Origin of the sequence: Bowmanella denitrificans, from assembly GCF_002887595.1 — a bacterium.
Lineage (GTDB): Bacteria > Pseudomonadota > Gammaproteobacteria > Enterobacterales > Alteromonadaceae > Bowmanella > Bowmanella denitrificans.
On record NZ_PEBU01000002.1, the window covers coordinates 642,227 to 659,825 of the forward strand.

The 17,599-nt window shown below is 53.3% G+C and carries 14 protein-coding genes; 6 read left to right on the forward strand and 8 right to left on the reverse strand.

What is annotated here, in order from left to right; genetic code table 11:
• Nucleotides 1-14 precede the first annotated feature (14 nt).
• The 3 genes from CSR04_RS24885 to CSR04_RS06425 form a co-directional block, all read right to left on the reverse strand.
• Nucleotides 15-191: a hypothetical protein gene (locus CSR04_RS24885; protein ID WP_172449253.1), complete on the reverse strand. Its 177-nt coding sequence runs from the start codon at nt 189-191 to the stop codon at nt 15-17.
• 67 nt (nt 192-258) lie between these two features.
• The gene (locus CSR04_RS06420; protein ID WP_172449254.1) at nt 259-810 is read right to left on the reverse strand and encodes a DUF6933 domain-containing protein; all 552 of its coding nucleotides are present in this window, start codon (nt 808-810) and stop codon (nt 259-261) included.
• A 31-nt stretch (nt 811-841) separates the two neighbouring features.
• Nucleotides 842-1,714, reverse strand: coding sequence for a WYL domain-containing protein (locus CSR04_RS06425; RefSeq protein ID WP_102795414.1), 873 nt, complete (start codon nt 1,712-1,714; stop codon nt 842-844).
• 163 nt (nt 1,715-1,877) lie between these two features.
• On the opposite strand from CSR04_RS06425, the gene CSR04_RS06430 reads away from it, so the two are divergent.
• Nucleotides 1,878-2,711, forward strand: a complete 834-nt coding sequence (locus CSR04_RS06430) for a LytR/AlgR family response regulator transcription factor (protein ID WP_102795415.1) — start codon at nt 1,878-1,880, stop codon at nt 2,709-2,711.
• On the opposite strand, the gene CSR04_RS06435 is transcribed toward CSR04_RS06430, so the two are convergent.
• The 4 genes from CSR04_RS06435 to CSR04_RS06455 all read right to left on the reverse strand — a co-directional run bounded on the left by CSR04_RS06435 (nt 2,689) and on the right by CSR04_RS06455 (nt 11,093).
• The gene (locus CSR04_RS06435) at nt 2,689-3,159 is read right to left on the reverse strand and encodes a (2Fe-2S)-binding protein (protein ID WP_102795416.1); all 471 of its coding nucleotides are present in this window, start codon (nt 3,157-3,159) and stop codon (nt 2,689-2,691) included. The genes CSR04_RS06430 and CSR04_RS06435 overlap by 23 nt on opposite strands.
• A 9-nt stretch (nt 3,160-3,168) precedes the next feature.
• Nucleotides 3,169-5,322 (reverse strand): xanthine dehydrogenase family protein molybdopterin-binding subunit, encoded by a 2,154-nt coding sequence (locus CSR04_RS06440; RefSeq protein WP_172449255.1) that lies wholly within the window; start codon nt 5,320-5,322, stop codon nt 3,169-3,171.
• Nucleotides 5,323-5,989: 667 nt separating this feature from the next.
• Nucleotides 5,990-9,721, reverse strand: a complete 3,732-nt coding sequence (gene putA, locus CSR04_RS06450; protein WP_102795514.1) for a bifunctional proline dehydrogenase/L-glutamate gamma-semialdehyde dehydrogenase PutA — start codon at nt 9,719-9,721, stop codon at nt 5,990-5,992.
• Between the two features lie 28 nt (nt 9,722-9,749).
• Complete coding sequence (locus CSR04_RS06455) at nt 9,750-11,093, reverse strand: M64 family metallopeptidase (protein WP_172449256.1); 1,344 nt, start codon at nt 11,091-11,093, stop codon at nt 9,750-9,752.
• 338 nt (nt 11,094-11,431) lie between these two features.
• Here CSR04_RS06455 and CSR04_RS06460 point away from each other — a divergent pair, with 338 nt between their 5' ends.
• The 5 genes from CSR04_RS06460 (at nt 11,432) to CSR04_RS24890 (ending at nt 17,227) form a co-directional block, all read left to right on the forward strand.
• Nucleotides 11,432-14,275, forward strand: coding sequence for a TonB-dependent receptor plug domain-containing protein (locus CSR04_RS06460; protein ID WP_172449257.1), 2,844 nt, complete (start codon nt 11,432-11,434; stop codon nt 14,273-14,275).
• Between the two features lie 42 nt (nt 14,276-14,317).
• The gene (locus tag CSR04_RS06465) at nt 14,318-15,394 is read left to right on the forward strand and encodes a sensor histidine kinase (RefSeq protein ID WP_102795421.1); all 1,077 of its coding nucleotides are present in this window, start codon (nt 14,318-14,320) and stop codon (nt 15,392-15,394) included.
• The gene (locus CSR04_RS06470) at nt 15,387-16,133 is read left to right on the forward strand and encodes a LytR/AlgR family response regulator transcription factor (RefSeq protein WP_102795422.1); all 747 of its coding nucleotides are present in this window, start codon (nt 15,387-15,389) and stop codon (nt 16,131-16,133) included. Before CSR04_RS06465 ends, CSR04_RS06470 begins: the two co-directional genes overlap by 8 nt.
• Nucleotides 16,134-16,135: 2 nt before the next feature.
• The gene (locus tag CSR04_RS06475) at nt 16,136-16,975 is read left to right on the forward strand and encodes a putative zinc-binding metallopeptidase (protein WP_102795423.1); all 840 of its coding nucleotides are present in this window, start codon (nt 16,136-16,138) and stop codon (nt 16,973-16,975) included.
• 90 nt (nt 16,976-17,065) lie between these two features.
• Complete coding sequence (locus tag CSR04_RS24890; RefSeq protein ID WP_172449258.1) at nt 17,066-17,227, forward strand: hypothetical protein; 162 nt, start codon at nt 17,066-17,068, stop codon at nt 17,225-17,227.
• A 43-nt stretch (nt 17,228-17,270) separates the two neighbouring features.
• Here CSR04_RS24890 and CSR04_RS06480 read toward each other — a convergent pair whose 3' ends face one another.
• Nucleotides 17,271-17,549 carry a hypothetical protein gene (locus CSR04_RS06480; protein WP_102795424.1) on the reverse strand — a complete coding sequence of 93 codons (279 nt, stop codon included), beginning with the start codon at nt 17,547-17,549 and terminating at the stop codon, nt 17,271-17,273.
• Nucleotides 17,550-17,599: the final 50 nt, after the last annotated feature.

Sequence of the window (17,599 nt, forward strand, 5' to 3'; positions counted from 1 at the left end):
TTGTTCTTTATCTGTTAATGCGGCTTGGCAGCACTGACCAAATGGCCCAACACCAGTTCCACCGCTTCGCTTTGTTCCATACCCTCGGCCATCAGTGACTCCACCTTGTCCACCATGGCTTTTTGGCCTTCTATATCCGGGCTGTTGGCGAGCACAATACTTAAAACGTCGGCTAAATCCAGTTCAAACATGCGGTTTCCTTGTTGTTTGGTTATTTGTTCTTCATCAGCGGCAATCTGCACTTCAGACTTATAGCCCTTACCCGTTTTCCAGTAACTGCAACATCGCTCTGTTCGGCCAAATACAGTCTTTCTGACCTTTTATGTTGTAGGGACGTTCAGATAACCAGGCGGCGGTTTTGTAGGGTGAACACTCTGTGATATTGACACTGTCGTACCACAGCATGTGTTCGATATTGCCAGCCATAAGATTTAGGGTGCCCTGTACCGAGCGATCGCTGGTTTTTTCAATACAAAGTGGCGCAAGCCATGTCTGAGCAGTGTTGAGTTGTTCGTTGTTGGCCCCAATTTTCAACAAGGTGTTAATAAAACAATCGGCAAAATGATAGTCCAGGGCTGCAAAGTCCGGTTTGGTCAGGCCAATCATAAACAGAGGAAAGCGCGTCTGATTATGCACCAGTAGCATGCAGTTACGTCGATGTAATATGACTAGATTGGCGTGCCAGCCTGAGAGCGGATTGTTATCAATCTGCTTTGACAGACTATTTTGCCATTTTCCGCCCTGTGGTAATGCCCCGCCTTGCACCGGTAATTTGGCGATCAGCTTTTGTGTGCAATGTAACTTAATCATTTATCTGTCCTGAACAATTGCTTGGCTGTTTTCATTTTCCATACCCAGGGGCGATAGCCAGATTCTCAGCGCCATACAGGCTTTGCTGGTTTTGTAGCCAGAGTTGGTATTCCCCTCCCCTTAGGCTGGCGTTTTCGGTGCAATCCACATTCCAGCGCCTGAGCAGATAACCGGCCAGGGCGGCGCGTACGTTGAGTTCCAGCGCGCCGTTTTGCATACCGTAGTCCAGTTCAATGGCGGTGGGGTGTTTAACATTATGCGGATGTGGCACCAGTTTGATCGGCATCTGGCGTTGCCACTGATGATCTTCGCTTGGCTCTTCATTGGGCTGCGGGGCTTTATCTAACAAGGTGACGGAGCTTAAGCGGGTCAGTACAAAGTCGCGAAAGGTCTGGGTTTTACGGTCAAAGCCACGTACATGCCAGCGCAGGCCGTTATCGATAATGCTGTGCGGTACTATCTCGCGCGCCGCCGAACCGCTGGACAGCGAGGTGTAGATCACCTTGACCGCCCGGCCATTTAAAATGGCCTGAATAATACGCGCCACCACAAAGATATCCGGTACATTAAGCTGGCTGGGCGCTTCAACCGGAAAGCTAAGATCGCCAATGGCATCAAAGCCGTCGCTGATATCGGCGGCGAGCTTGGCCAGGGTCTTTTTGGCATCATGGGCAAACAAGGGTTTAAAGCCCGGGGTTTGAAAATACTGCTTTAGGCGGGTGTCGTAATTGATGTTATTGGGGGCCAGTTCTTTATACAGATTAAAATCGCGGGTACCGGCAGATAAGCCCACCTCAAAGCGGTTAATCAGATCCTGGCGGGTCAGATGGCCCTTAAACAGCAGCACAAAATCGATATAGGCCAGGCGCTGGCGCTGGGCAAAAGGGATATCCTTTAAATTCATGTAACACCTTGATTAGGCTTTTATACTTTTCGAGTGTGCTTTATTTTAAATTGGATAACAAGGCGTATTTTCAGGCACTTGGGGTGCTTGGCATTGCGTTTAAGGCGATGCTAGGATGGTGCCGTCTTTTCAGACTGACTAAAGGCTTGGGATAATCGCCACTATGACGCAACTTCTTAACGTAAAACATTGGCCTGTGCAGCTTGGCAGCAAGGACGTGCTGGCCCCGCTAGTAGGCTGGTGTGGATTTGTGCTGGTGTTAACCTGTTATTGCCTGGTTTATAAGCAGGTGCTGTTTGCCTCATCCTTTAACTTTAGTTGGGCGGTAGCCACTGAAACTCTGATGTGGGCCTGTCGTGAATGGGCTGTCTGGATGGTGCTGACTCCGTTGGCCTTTGCCTGTTTTCGTCTGAATCAAAAGGTCATTCAGCCACAGCACAAAGGTTGGCTGTGCTGCGGTGTATTGCTGCTGATTGCATTACTGGCCAAATTGGCGATGGAACTGCTGGCCAGTACAGGTGATGCGTTCAGTAGCCTGGTGGTGCTATTTCCCCGCTATCTGGCTGCATCGTTAGTGGTGATGTGGGTATGGCGAAAGTATCTGCGCCCCTGCTCTGCCCAACCCAAACAACCAACACTGGAGCCAGCCGGTCCCAATGAAAATGCCAGCATTATGGTTAGCAAAGGCAGTGGCCAGGTGTTGCTGGCCCTTGATGCAATACAATGGCTTGCCGCCAGTGGTAACTATGTTGAAGTGCATACTGCTGATGGGCAATATCTGCTGCGCGCGACCATGCAGCAACTGCAAGAACAGTTGCCCGCGCGGCTTTTTTTACGTATTCATCGCTCCTATATGGTGAACCTGGGCGCCATTGACTGTATTCAGCATCTACCTTCCGGTAGTGGTAAGGTATTGCTCAAAAGTGGCCATACCCTGGCCCTGAGTAAATCCTATCGTAAGGCACTACAGCAATTTAAGTTTCAGGCGGTGTCTTAGCGGCCACCAACTCGATGGCCTTGCGAATTCTGGTGTAGGTACCGCACCGGCAAATATTACTCATATGCGCATTGACTTGCTCCTCGCTGGGATCGTTCACCTGCTCCAGCAAAGCCACGGCCGCCATTATTTGCCCGGCCTGGCAATAGCCGCATTGTGGCACATCTTCATCCAGCCAGGCCTGTTGTACGGGATGCAGGTCGGTGCCAGACGCCAGCCCTTCAATAGTACGAATAGCACTGCCCTGCAATTGCCCCACAGGTAAAAGGCAAGAGCGCACGGCCGAACCGTTTAAATGCACGGTACAAGCACCACATTGGCCAATACCACAGCCGAATTTGCTGCCGGTTAGCTGCATTTTTTCACGCAGGAACCACAACAGTGGCATTTCTTGGTCTTTCTGATCGAGGTTAACTGGCTGACCATTAACGGAAAACTGAATGGGCATGGTGGCTCCCTAAATATTGATATGTTCTGCAAATGGCATACGGCGTAAACGTAAGCCGCTGGCCGCATAGATGGCATTAGCCAGGGCCGCTGGTGCGGGCGCGACAGGCGGTTCTCCCACACCAGTTGGGCTTTGGGTGCCCTGTATGATGTCAATTTCAATCTGTGTTGGGGCTTCCTGCATCCGCATCCAACGCAGTCGGTCAAAGTTAGTGGTGGCGACAATACTGTCCTGTACTGTCACCTGGTTAAACAAGGCAGCGTTTAAGCCGTCAATAAAACCGCCTTCCATTTGCGCGCGAATATGGTTGGGGTTAACGGCCAGACCACAGTCGATAACGCCCCAGGCTTTTTGTAATTGCAGCTTTCGGTTTTTATCCACTTGCACCTGCAGAACAAAAGCCACATAGGTACCAAAAGTGAAGTGACCGGCAATTCCCAGCCCCTGCCCGTTTTTTAATGTTCTTCCCCAGCCAGCCATCTTTGCCGCCAAGCGATAGCAATTAGCCATACGACCTGAGTCGATTTCGTTGGCGGCCCAGAAGTTGATTGGGTAAATCTTCGCTGGTCCCATCAGCGCTAACCGAAAAGTCAGCGGGTCGCTGCCTTTGGCATAAGCAAGTTCATCTAACATGGACTCCACCGCAAAGGCTTGCTGCATTTGTCCGGGACCACGCCAGGCACCTAAAGGAAATGGATGATTTGCCGTAAGGCTTTCTATCCTGCAATCACTAATCAGATGGGCAGGAAAACCATGTGACTCCGCCTCGCCGCCGGTTTGCGCCTGGCGCATATGCCAGCCCTGAATGCGCCCTTGCTTTAACCCGGCCTTAATTTTTACCGCAGCTGCGGGAGCAAAATAATCGCGCTGCATATCGTTTTCGCGGGTCCAGAGCACTTTAACCGGCTGGCCGACCTTATGACTGAGCCAAATGGCTTCACGCAGAAAATCTGTTTCACCTTTGCGGCCAAAACCGCCCCCCATACGTTTGTTGCGTACTTCTACCCTTAAAGCATCTATACCGGTTAGCTGTTCAACTTCCAGGGCCACCTGGTGTGGCCACTGATGGCCCACCACCACCACGGCATGATGTTTTTGAACATCAGCAATACAATTCAATGGCTCCATACAAGCGTGACTTAATAACGCCCGTTCGTAGGTGTGCTCTAACACTTGTTCTGCCTGCTCAAAAGCTTGCTCGACATTGCCGTCATCCCGGTGGCGCTTGCCGGGATTCGATGATTGTGCCAAAGCATTGAGAGCAGTTCTGTGCGCTGCGCTGTTCAGGCCAGCGTAGCGATTGGCATCTGTCCAGGTGGTGGCCAATGCGGCTTTACCCTGCAGGGCCGCCCAATGACTGTCTGCCAACACTGCCACACCAGCTGCACATATCTGTGTTTCACCACCTGGCCAGTGTGGGCCGCTATGATGCGGTGTTTCGACTATCTGTTTGACACCAGGGATGGCAAGCGCAGCCTCACGGTTATAGCTGGCAATTCTTGCGCCCATGGCTGGTGCCCGGTCAATCACTGCGTGCAATGCATTTGGGTAGTTTTCATCAATACCAAACAACGGCTTGCCGGTAACTATGTCTCTGCCATCAATAGAGGCTTTACTGCTGCCTATAATACTGAATTGTGATGGATGTTTGAGCTTCAGTTGGCTTAAGTCCACGCGGCGCGTTGAGGCTTGTTGCGCCAGTTCGCCATAGCTGAACTGACGAGAGGATTGGCTGTCGATAATCCGGCTGTTTTTGGCAGTTAACCTGGCAGCCTCGCAGCCCCAGCGTGCTGCGGCTTCTTCGATCAGCATCTGGCGTACAATGGCACCGGCGGTGCGCAGGTACGACCAATTGTTCTTCAGGGTCTGGCTGCCCCCGGTACCTATTTGAGCATGGGCATAGACGATATTATTTTGCTCATCGCGACGAAGAAACGTAGGCATAGTGGTGTCGAATTGGATCAGCGACCAGTCCAGATCCATTTCATCCGCCAGGATCATAGGGCCGGCGGTACGCATAAATTGTCCCATCTCCATAATGGGCGATTGCATACTGACCGAATTGTCACTGTGAATGTGCACATAAACACACCATTGCGATAATTCGGCCTTGGCATTTGCACTGCCTCTTACCTGACCAGGAAGAAGGATCGATATCAGCATAGAGCTACTTACGATTGCCGATACTTTTAGAAATTCCCGCCGCTTGGGGTCCTGAATCATTACCCATCGCCTTTATGTTGCCTTGTTACCCTGAACAGCAATCTATGCGTCGAAGAGCCCGGAAATACAGCAGATTGGGATAAATGGACGAATTCCGTGCTGAGTGCACCGGAGCGTATCCGTGGCTTGATGCGAGTTAGTGCATGATGAAAACCACAGAGGCACAGAGAACACGGAGTTATCGACAGCTTGTACTCTTTTGGAACCGTGGTTATTCTGAATTAAGACAGAAAAGCTCGAAAGCAGTTTTCATCTTAGAAACGCGAAAACATGGCGTTTTAATGAACAAAAACACTCTGTGCCCTCTGTGTCTCTGTGGTGAAAATCTAACTGCGCAGAAGGATAAAAAACCACAGAGGCACAGAGAACAGGGAGTTATTGATAGCTTGGACTCTATGTACCCATTGGGAACGGTGGTTATTCTGAATTCAGGCAGAAATGTCCAAAAGCACTTCTTGCAGTAGAAACGCGAAAACATGGCGTTCTATTGAACTTAAACGCTCTGTGCCCTCTGTGTCTCTGTGGTTTATTTGATTTCGGATTACAGAATCCCAGCGTCTTTGCGAGAAGCCCATAAAAAAGGCCTGCATAAGCAGGCCAATACAGATTAAGCACCCAATGCTGAAGCCAGCTCCTGCGGCGGCATGGCGCCGGAAGGCGCACTGTCTTCAATCAGCATCAACGACGCATTGCCGCCAATGGCGGTGGTATTGACCGTTAAGGTCTTCTCCAGCCACATACGCTGCAACAAGCGCTGACCGCCAGGTTCGCAAATAAGCGGCAACAAGGCGCCAGGGCGCGTGACCAGCGCTTGTTGCACCAGGGCGTTATAGCCACAATCCGGGCTGCTGATCACCCCGCTTAGGGCCGGATGGGCCAACAACGCGGGGGTAAAGCTGACTATCTGCAGCGGTAAAGCAGATTGCTGCATGGCCTTTAGCCACTCGGGCGTATGGCCAAAACAAGCGATAATCAGCCCATTACCACTGATAAGTGCACTAAGCAGGGCCTGATAAAGATGCCTGTGCTGTCGACCGGCTACTAAATACAGCAACCAGCCGCGGGGCTCAAAGTGCAGTTCATTGCGCTCCCCTGTTGGCCCTGGCAGGCTTAAGGGGCGGGCCAGCCAGGTTCTGGCCTGGCTAAATAGCGTATCGGCCAGCCGCTCCAGCTCTGCCCTGTCTTCGCCCGGCAACTTAAGCATGGCCAGCACGCTGCGTAACTGGCGCTCGCGCTCGGCCAGTGTCACTGTCTGCCAGCTTTGCAGTGATCGGCTATCCACCGTTAGCGGCGGCTGTTCAGCCACCGCCGGCCAACAGCTTTGCATACTGTGCGGCGTCGCCGCAGGCTTTTGCAGGCGACTTAAATACAAGGGCCCACCGGCTTTGGGGCCGGTACCGGATAATCCGCGCCCGCCAAAGGGTTGTACTCCCACCACCGCGCCGACCATATTGCGGTTTATATACACATTGCCGACCTGAAGCTGGCGGGCCAGTTTGTCTGCTCGCTCGGCCAGGCGCGAATGAATACCTGCGGTTAAGCCAAAACCTGTGCTGTTAATTTGTGCCACTACCTGGTCAAGCTCGGCGGCGGCAAAACGGACCAGATGCACACAAGGGCCAAAAACTTCTTCGTTTAGCTGGCTGATGGCGCTGATTTCATACAACCTGGGGGCAAAGAAAAAGCCCTGATCTTTGGGCAGATCCGGCTCAATTTTAGCCAGTAGCCTGGCTTGTTTGTCCATACGCTGGGCATGGCGCTGCAGGCTGTCCAAGGCTTTGGCGTCAATCAGCGGGCCAATATCGGTAGCCAGCAAAGCCGGATCGCTAACACTCAATTGCGCCATTGCCCCTTGCAGCATGGTGATCAACGCATCGGCAATATCTTCCTGCACATACAATACCCGCAGTGCCGAGCAGCGCTGCCCGGCACTTTTAAAACCGGATTGGATCACATCGTCCACCACCTGCTCCAGCAAGGCGGTGGAGTCGACAATCATGCAGTTCTGCCCGCCGGTTTCGGCAATCAGTGGAATTGATTCTGCGCGTTTGGCCAGTTGTGCGGCAATATGTGCGCAGGTGGCATTGGAGCCGGTAAACATGACCGCCTGAATTCTGGGGTCCGGCAGGCAGACTTTGCCTACCACGGCGCCTCTGGCCAGCACCACCTGCAGGGCATCGGCAGTTAAGCCGGCCTGATACAGCATATCGGCCGCGCGCAAGGCAATCAGACTGGTTTGTTCGGCCGGCTTGGCCACCACGGTATTGCCGCAGACCAGTGCAGCCACCACCTGGCCGACAAAAATCGCCAGCGGAAAGTTCCAGGGGCTGATACACAGCACGGTTCCCAGCGCATTCAGATTGGGCTGTTGGTCGGCAAGGGCCTGCTGTGCGTAGTAGCGGCAGAAATCCACCGCCTCGCGCACTTCGGCCACCGCATCGTCCAGGGTTTTACCGGCCTCTTTTAAACACAATCCCAGTAGTTCGGTTTGCTGTTTTTCCATGCTATCGGCAAAGCGCATCAGCACCGCGGCCCGCTCGCTTAACGCGCAGGACGACCATGGGCCAAAAGCCCCATCTGCCCGGCTGATAGCGCTGGCGATGTCGTCCTCGCTATGGGCTTTGAGCCAGGCCAGTACCTGCTGGCGATTGGCGGGGTTTCGCACTTCCAGATACGCTTGGTGGTCATCCTGCTGCGGCTCGTTAAGGCGCTGCTGATGTTGCTGCCACCAGTTATCCAGGGCGGCATCCAGGGGCAGTAAATCGTTATGATGATGTACATCCAGCCCCTCGGCATTGTTACGCTCGCTGCCGTAAATGGCCTCGGGCAGCACAATATGCGGATTGCGCTTATCGCTCAGTACCAAAATGGCATCCACCGGGTCGGCCAGCAGACTGGCCAGATTCAGCTGTTTGTTTTGCACCAGATTCACAAAGGACGTATTGGCGCCATTTTCCAGCAGGCGGCGCACCAGATACGGCAGTAAGTCTGCGTATTTACCTACCGGCGCATAAATACGGCAATGCAGTTTATTGCTGGTCACCAAGGGATCGTACATGGCTTCGCCCATGCCATGCAGGCGCTGAAACTCAAAATCCCGTTGCTCACCGGCCATTTCCAAAATACAGGCCAGAGTGTAGGCATTATGGGTGGCAAACTGCGGGTAGATCCATTTGGCCTCAAGCAGCGCTCTGGCGCAGGCCTGGTAGCTGATATCGGTATTTTGCTTACGGGTAAACACCGGGTAATCGGCCAGACCATGTTGTTGCGCCAGCTTAATTTCACTGTCCCAATAGGCACCTTTTACCAGCCGCACGTTTAAGCGGCGCTGGGCTTTGGCGGCCTGGGCCGCCAACCAGTGGATCAGCGGTAAGGCACGTTTCTGATAGGCCTGTACCGCCAGGCCAAAGCCGTCCCAGCCCTGTAGTTCAGGGGATAAAAAAACCGCTTCAATGACATCCAGCGACAAGTCCAGCCTATCGGCCTCTTCGGCATCCACCGTCAGACCAATATGCTGGCGTTTGGCCAGCACTGCCAGTTGCAACAGCCGTGGCACCAGCTCGCTCATCACCCGGCCTTGCTGTGCCAGTTCGTAGCGGGGGTGAATGGCCGACAGTTTCACCGAAATGCCGGGACTGGCCGCCACATTCCCTGCAATGCCCGTTAGCGCCATAATCGCATGCTGATAACTGGCAAAGTAACGATCGGCGTCGTGCTGGGTGCGGGCACCCTCGCCCAGCATGTCATAGGAATAACGATAACCACGTTGCTCCTGGGCTTTGGCATGTTGACAGGCCTTTTCGATACTCTGGCCGGTTACAAACTGCCCGCCCAGTAGCGCCATGGCAAAGCGCATGGCCTGGCGTACCAGCGGTGCCCCCAGGCGTTTCAGCAAAGCCCCAAAGCGCTTTTGGCTCTGTTTAGAGGCCAGCATCGACTTACCGCTGACCAGCCCCAGGCTGGACAAATTAACAAACAGTGAATGGCTGTTACCCAGGTGCGAATGCCAGTTGCCCTGCCCTAATTTTTCTGCGATCAGTGCGTCGCGGGTGGCGCTGTCCGGAATGCGCAGCAGCGCTTCGGCCAGACACATTAAGATTACCCCTTCTTCGCTGGACAGCGCGTATTCCTGTAGCAGGCTTTCCATCATACCGGCCGCGGCCTGCTGCATATGGGTAACCAGTTGATGGGCCTGGCATTTGGCCTGGGCCTTGGCACTTTCATCTAAACTGGCCAGGGCAATAAGCTGATTGATAAGGCCTGCTTCATCGCAGTGGTAATGATCGCGAATTTGCTGGCGCAAGGCGCAAATCGGCGGCAAGGGCGTGGAAAATAACATGGCATTCACCTCAAACGAATAGTCAGAACTAGCGCATGGCAGCAGCATGAGCTGCCGGGCGCGGTTTATCTTGGCTCAGGGCGTCGGATGTGGCGGCGTTTATCACCTCCAGGATGGCTGCACTGCACACTGGGCAAAAGGTATTGTGGCCGCCGTCACGAAACATCAGGCAGTTCAGGGCCGGACGGTAAAACTGCGTAGGGCTGTAATTGGCACCCACAAAGGCCCCTACCTCATTGGCAAAGGGCTGGCTTTCAAGCCAGCGCTGATCGCTCTGCATACTTTGCATAAAGCGCTCGCGGGGCCAGGGGGTGGGAATGGGCGTGTCTGCTTTTACCCATTTTGCCCATTTCAGCTTGCCGTCCTGTAAGGCGGTGACATTGGGTTCGTGGGGTTCAATCACTTGTGTGACCTGAGCATAGCCAGGGGTGTCATGAAAATACTCATCGGCCAGCCCGGCCAGGTGATGGCCAAGTTCATGCACCAATAGAAAGCGCAGGCGTGGCTCAAAGGCCGGCACAACAGTGTAGGCACCAAAAATGCCACTGGCGCTGTATTTGGCTGAGTTAGTCAGAATAACAATATTGTCGTACGGCGCATGCATGGCGATATTGCGCAGCCGCTGATTTTCCAGGGTCAGGGCGTAGCGGGCCATGCCCAGGGCATTGGGATTCACCTTCAGGGCCGTGTCACCGCCAAGACCAGAATCATTGGAGGCAACAAACAGCGCCCGGACATTAAAGGCATGTTGATGGCTTTGGTAAGGCTCGGCGCTAAACAGCGCCTGCATGGCTTTTTGCGCCGCGGTAAAGAATTTGTCCTGCTCGCCATCAGTAAAGCCTTCGGCAATAAACAGCAGGTCCAGCTTTTGCTGCGGCTGGCCATTCTGCAGCAGGTCGCGTACTACCACAGGCGCAAAAGCCTGGGCCATTGGCGGCTCGTTTGATGTGGCAGCCTGGATCTCGGTCTGCCAGACTGGCACAAAGGGCTGGCCGGGCTTATCTAACTTGCGCGCAGAGATTACTAAGGTTGCATCCTCTGTTGGCGCCGGAAAACGCACCGATTCCTGAAACTGGCCAGTTTGCGCTTTGGCCGCTACGCCGCGGGCCCAGTCTGAATACACCGAGTTATAGCTTTGCGAAAACCAGGCGCTGGGCTGGCCTTTAGCAAAGAGTTCCACTTTGTAGTCGCCACGCAGCAAATGATCAAACCAGGGCGACGACCACTGCCCGGGTTCACGCACGAGCGCCGGTTCGGTAAAGCCTTCTTTTGCACCATGACCGCCAGTATGTATAAAATCCAGCCGCCATATAGGCGTGGCGCTGGCACTGCTGATAAACGCCATAACAATAAGACTGAGCAATATGCGCATAGAACTACCTTGAAATTCAAATTCAGAGCGCACGCTAATCAGTTCATTTGCCGGGAACAATGCAACTGGCATCAGGTGGTGGGAATTGGGGCATGAACGCACCGGATGCGGTCATTAAATATCAAAGCAGCAAAGCCAATCCAACGGAGCTGTTTACAACTTATTCAAATGGGGTTTTCGGTTTATACCACCGAGGGTGACATTGGATACAAGCATTCTGCCATTCATGCCCATCAGCGTTTTTATTGTGCGGCAAATGTTATCAAGTTGTGATGCCAAGCCTGTTTCCGTCATCAATAAAAGGCAGGCACGTGATAACAACAACAGGACAACACAACATGCATCAAGTGAGAGATAACCATAACGCCGCCCCTTTTCGCTATTCGTTGCTGGCTTTGTCGGTGCTGGGTCTGGTTCCGGCTGTGCAGGCTCAGGCACAACAGACCAGCGAACAGAATATGGAAATGGAGGTGATTGATATCACCGGTAGCCGCATTCGCCGCACCGATATTGAAACGCACACCCCGGTGGTCAGCTTCAGTGCCGATGACATTGTAAAAACCGGCACGATCAATATTGGTGAACTGCTCAATGAGCTTCCCAGCATGGTACCGGCCGGTGGCACCGAAACCAGCAACGCCAATGGCTATGCCGGGTTAAGCCGCCAGGATCTGCGTGGTCTGGGTTCCACTCGCACTCTGGTGCTGGTCAACGGTCGTCGTCATGTGCCCTCCGTACCTGGCACCAGTGAAGTAGATGTGTCGTCGATTCCCACCGCATTAATTGAACGCATTGACGTACTCACAGGCGGCGCGTCTTCGATTTACGGTGCCGACGCGGTGTCCGGGGTAGTGAATATTATTCTGAAAAAGAATTTTACCGGCACCGAAATAAGCGCCTCCTATAACAGTACCGGCGAGTTTGACGGAAAACGCTGGTACGCCACTATGACTCACGGCCAACCCTTTGCCGATGGCAACGGCCATATTAACTACCATTTAAGCTATCAAACCTCAGATGAAGTAGAAGCCCGTACCCGTGGCTATGTGGCCAATGATCTGACCTTTATCGACAACCCCAATGCCGATGCGCCCGGGCAAGTTAAACGCATCACTGCCCATCGCTCTCCGCTGTACGCCAGCAGTCAGCGCCTGTTTTTACTGGATGGCCGCCCATTTGGGGTCAATCCGGACGGCAGCTTAAAGCCGATGCTGGCTGACGGACAGGAAGTGTATGGCACCAGCACCACCCAACTTGCCGCCCTGACGGTGGACAGCAGTAATGACAATTTTTATACCCGTTATCAGTGGGGGCGCCTGGCGGTGCCGGAAGATAAACTCAATGCCAACTTGAATCTGAATCGCGAAATTGCCGATGGCGTGGACTTCAGCGCAGAGCTGAAATACGTTAAAACCAAATCAGAGAGCCGCACCGAGCCCCTGGCCGAATACGGCGTGACGCCCTTGCCTGCAGACTACGCATTTTATACCGATGCACAGCGCCAGGAGGTTACGCGTACCGGTCAGGGCCTGCTATTTGGCGGCTATTTCCCGGAAATGGGACGTCAGGGTAGCGACTATGATTATGGCCTGTATCAGGCGGTGTTGGCCCTGGAGGGGCTGACCGACGATAACTATCGCTGGCAGCTTAGTGCTCAGCATGGCCAGACTAAAGTGAAAACCACCAGCATCAATGATTATTCCCAGGAAAACTGGGAAAAGGCGGTGTGGGGTGGTTATCAGGACCCTGAGACATCCGAGTGGCGTACTTGTGATGCCAACTGCGTGCCGGTCAATGTGTTTCAACCCCTCAGCCAGGATGCAATTGATTATCTGAAAATTGCCCCGCACCAAAGCAGTGCCAAACTCACCCAATCGGTATTCGCCGCCAGTCTGGATGGCGAACTGTTTGAATTACCTGCAGGTTTTATGGGGTTTGCCATTGGTGCTGAGCATCGACGCGAGAAAAGTGACAGTACCCCTTCCGATGTACAACTGGCCGGATTGGGCGCCTTTAACTTTAAAGCCAAACCACTTAGCGGCGATTACCATGTCAGCGAAGCCTTTGCCGAGTTGCGGGCTCCCTTGCTTAGCGACGTGCTGCTGGCCAAATCGCTGGAATTAAATGGAGCCTGGCGTACGGCCCGTTACAGCACGGCTGGCACTAACCATAGTTGGACGGTGGGTCTGGACTGGATGCCTACCGACGAGCTTAAGATTCGTGCCTCGCGAGCCAAGGCCGCCCGGGCACCCAATATCAATGAGATCTACCAGAGCGAAAGCCAACGATGGAACTATGTGTATGAGGTGTGCTATTCGTCCTACCGTAAAAACGGCTCAGAGTACCGCGAAGCCAATTGTGATGCGCGTGGCCTGAATGATCCAGCCAATTACTATAACAACGCGCTGATCATCACCTCTGGGAACGAGGAGCTGAAAGCCGAGCGCGCCTATACCTTTACCGGCGGTTTGGTGTATGCACCGGAGTATATTGATAATCTGAGTCTGACCGTGGACTACTGGGATATCAATCTGGTGGATAAAATAGGCACCCTGGACTGGTCGCAGATTTATCCTAACTGTATGGACAGTGCCAGTCTGGATAATATTTTCTGCGACTTAATTGAATATCAGGACGGTTACACTCAGCTTAATGTGTCGTACCTGAACCTGGCCATGCATGAAACCCGCGGCGTTGATTACGCACTGGACTACCGCTTCAGCCTGCCGGACAGCGGTGTCAATCTGTCGCTGCGCAGTAACTGGAGCCGCATGTTACAGCGTGATTTGCAGTCAGATCCCAATGCCGAGATAGAGCAAACCCTGGGGGAAATGGCCTTCCCTAAATGGCGGGGCCGTACCACATTTACCGCCCAAGCAGAGGACGTTACGCTGACCCTGACCGGCCACTACATTGGCTCACAGGTGCCTGACTTGTCACGCGATCCGGCTGATTACTCGGTGTATGCCACCGGACGGCTTTGGTATCTGGACTTCGGTTTGAACTACCAGTTCAACAACCAGACCAGTGTAAACCTGTACGTGTCGAACCTCAGTGGCCGCGAAACCCCGCAGATCCCCGGCGCCAATACCGGTGGTGCGAGCTGGGAAATGGGCTACACTGCTGGCTTGTACAGTACACTTGGCCGCTATTACAGCCTGAGTGTCAATCACAGATTCTGATAAGTAAGATGCCCGCCAGTTGGCGGGCTAACTGGATAGTCAATGACGTACCTGACTTTTCTGCGCGGCAAACTGCTGGCGCTGTATAACACCATTAGCTGGCGCGATCTGGTGGTGGTGTTTTTGCTCAATACCATGGGGGCGCTGCTTAACGCCCTGCACTACCTGATTGCCGATGGGGCCGGTTTTTCGGCGTTTTACGCCAGTATCAGTGAATACATTAAGGTGTATAACCTGTTGGGCTTTGCCCTGATGTTTTCATACCTGCTGCTGTCTCCTGGCCCTGATGCCCGGCTTGGATTCTTCCGGGTTTTGTCTATTGGCGGGTTGGCCTTTGCCATCAGCCTGCCGGTCAGCTTTTTGATGTTTGGCTGGCAGGGCAAAACCGTTCATCCGATATTAGCGGCTTCCACCTATTTGCTGGGTAATCTGCTGCTGGCGGCCTGGGCGATTTTTGTGATTATTTATATCAAAAGGCGGGAATCGCAGATTCAGTTTCAGAATCTGCGCAACCAAATTGCACAAACCGCCCAGCAGCGCGACAAAGCCGAGATGGAGCTGCATTTGCTGCAGGCCCAGTTGGAGCCACACTTTTTCTTTAATACCCTGGCCAACCTGCACAACCTGATCGATATCGACGGCGAGCGCGCCAAACACCTGCTGGAAGAGCTGACCCGGTATCTGCGCTCAACCATTCCGCAGTTTCGCCAGCGCTTTATCAAGCTCAGCGAAGAACTGGAGATAGTGCGCCGCTATCTGAATATTCAGAAGATCCGTTTTGGCGACAAACTGAATTTTAGGATTGAAAGCGACGACAGTGTGGCCGCCTGCCCGGTGTTGCCCATGTCGGTACTGTCTCTGGTGGAAAATGCCATAAAGCATGGCATCGAAAAGACCCGGCGCGGTGGCACGATTCAGATCCTGGCCAGGCAGCAAGGCGAGCAACTGCTGTTAACCGTGAGTGACGATGCCAACCTGCTACAACAGCAATCTGAAGGAACCGGCCTGAGTAACCTGATTGCCCGCCTGGATACCGCCTATGAAGGCCGGGCCAGATTCAGTATTGCCTGCCAGTCACCGCTGACACTGGCCACATTGGAGTTGCCCCTGCATGGTTAATCTGATTATTGCCGACGACGAGCCCATTTTACTCGACAGCCTGGCCGCCAAGCTGACCAAATTCTGGCCCACTGCCAACATTGTGGCTAAGTGTCAGTCGGGTGAAGACGCCCTGGATGCCATTTTGGCCAATGACGTACAGGTTGCCTTTCTGGATATTCAGATGGGCGATCTGACCGGTATTGATGTGGCCCTTAAGGCCAGTGGGCAATGCCATTTTGTGTTTGTCACGGCCTATGACCAATATGCCGTATCAGCCTTTGAAACCGACGCCATTGATTATCTGTTAAAACCCTATTCCGATGAACGGTTGCAGGACAGCATCTTGCGGGTCAAAGCCAGGCTGAGCAGTCAGCCGCTGGATATCAGTCAGGCGCTGTTGAGTTTGCAGGGCGACAGCCGCCAGTATCTGAAGCGCATCAAGGTTCAGATAGGCACCCGAATCTGGTTAGTAGCGGTGCAGGATGTGCTGTATTTTCAGGCCAGCGGCCGCTATGTCAAAGTGGTGACCAAGGCCCGGGAAGCACTGGTGCGGATGCCGCTGAAGTCCTTGCTGATGCAGCTTGATCCGGACTGCTTCTGGCAAATTCATCGCAGTATCGTCATCAATCTCAATCACCTTGATCATGTCAGTGCCAGTGAGCCGGAGCAATTACAGGTGTTTATGCAGGGCGTCAGTGAGCCCCTGCCGGTGAGTCGCAGCTCACAACATCTGTTTCGCAGTATGCCGTCGGAGTAAGCATGTTTAAACGTCTGTTACCTTTAGTCTTGATGCTGTTGGCAGGTTGTGCAGCCAAACCCGAATTTCAGCGCCCCAGTTTGCTGCAAACCCAGCACCAGCGCACTGGGGTGTTCTTCACCACTGAAACCCGGCCATTAACCGTATCACCCTGGGATATCCGCTATCAGAATATCGGCTTTGAACAGGACCCTAAATTGCTCAATTACCTGGCCCTGTTTGAGCAGGAAATTGCTAAGCTGCCACCCGCCGTGCTGCATTTGTCGGGCCTGGATAAAGTGGCCTTTGTACGGGCCTTGTCGGTAGGGCCCCAGCCCCGCGCAGCGGTGCCGGATTATATTCATGAAGTGCTGTATTACGATGTGGATGCCCCAGGTGATGCTTACCTGCGCCATGTGGTGCATCACGAGTTTTATCATATGCTGGAGCAGCAGTTATATGGCAGCGCCTATTATAAAGATCCGCTTTGGCACAGCATGAATCCTGAAGGTTTTGTATACGGTAATGGCGGGGCCTACGCCAGGGACAGCAGCGTGTCTGTGTTCAGTCACCCTCACCCAGGTTTTGTCAATGGTTATGCCATGAGTGGCCTGGAAGAGGATAAGGCCGAGATCTGGGCGATTATCTGGGCGCAGCAAAGCTGGCAGGCCGTCGAGGCTCTGGTGGAAATCGACAGCATACTGCAGGCAAAAATTCGGCTGCTTACCGCCCAGGTGCAATGTCAGGCACCAGAGATGGCAAATGCCTGGCCTGACTATATTCAGCGGTATCTCACTGCGCTACCGGCCTGTGAATTTGTTAACACCATTCGCGCCGCTCCAGCCGCAGTTGAGGGTTCTTAACCTGCCGCTGGTAGCCAAGCAACTGGTTAACAGGATGTAAATACCGCAATCTGGCCATCACCATTCCCGGTCAGATAGAAGTGAAAAGCGATGATAAGCAGGCAACAACAAGAACCTCAGCAAGCACCACCGTCTCCCGAGCAAGGCTATCGATTTACCCTGGCCCAACTGGCAGTATTGCGGGCACCTGAACAGGAAACCGACGCGGGGGAAGAGCAGGACTGCGTTGGTTTTGTGCGTGGTGAGAATTAAGGTGCAGCAGTATCTCGGCAATGATGATTATGTAACATAATCATCAGTTTTCATCGCTTTGGGCCTCAGTATTGAATGTCAGCATAACCTGGCGATTATCCAGATCCTGTATCTGCACGCTTGATTGCAGTTGCTGGTAATCGCGTTGCTGATCCAGGTGAGCAATCAGGCTTTCAATTGCCCCGGCATATTGTTGCGGTATCCGCTTCACCAGGGTCTTGCCCCGTTTAGCTGGCCGCCCTGCCCCTGGTCGGCTGCCTCCTCTGGCGGCCTTTTGTTCCAACCAGTCTAACTGCACTTCTTTGCGAATAACCCGGCGCATATCAGTTGATTCCGTTACATAATCTATTTTTAGTTTGTCTATATTAGCCA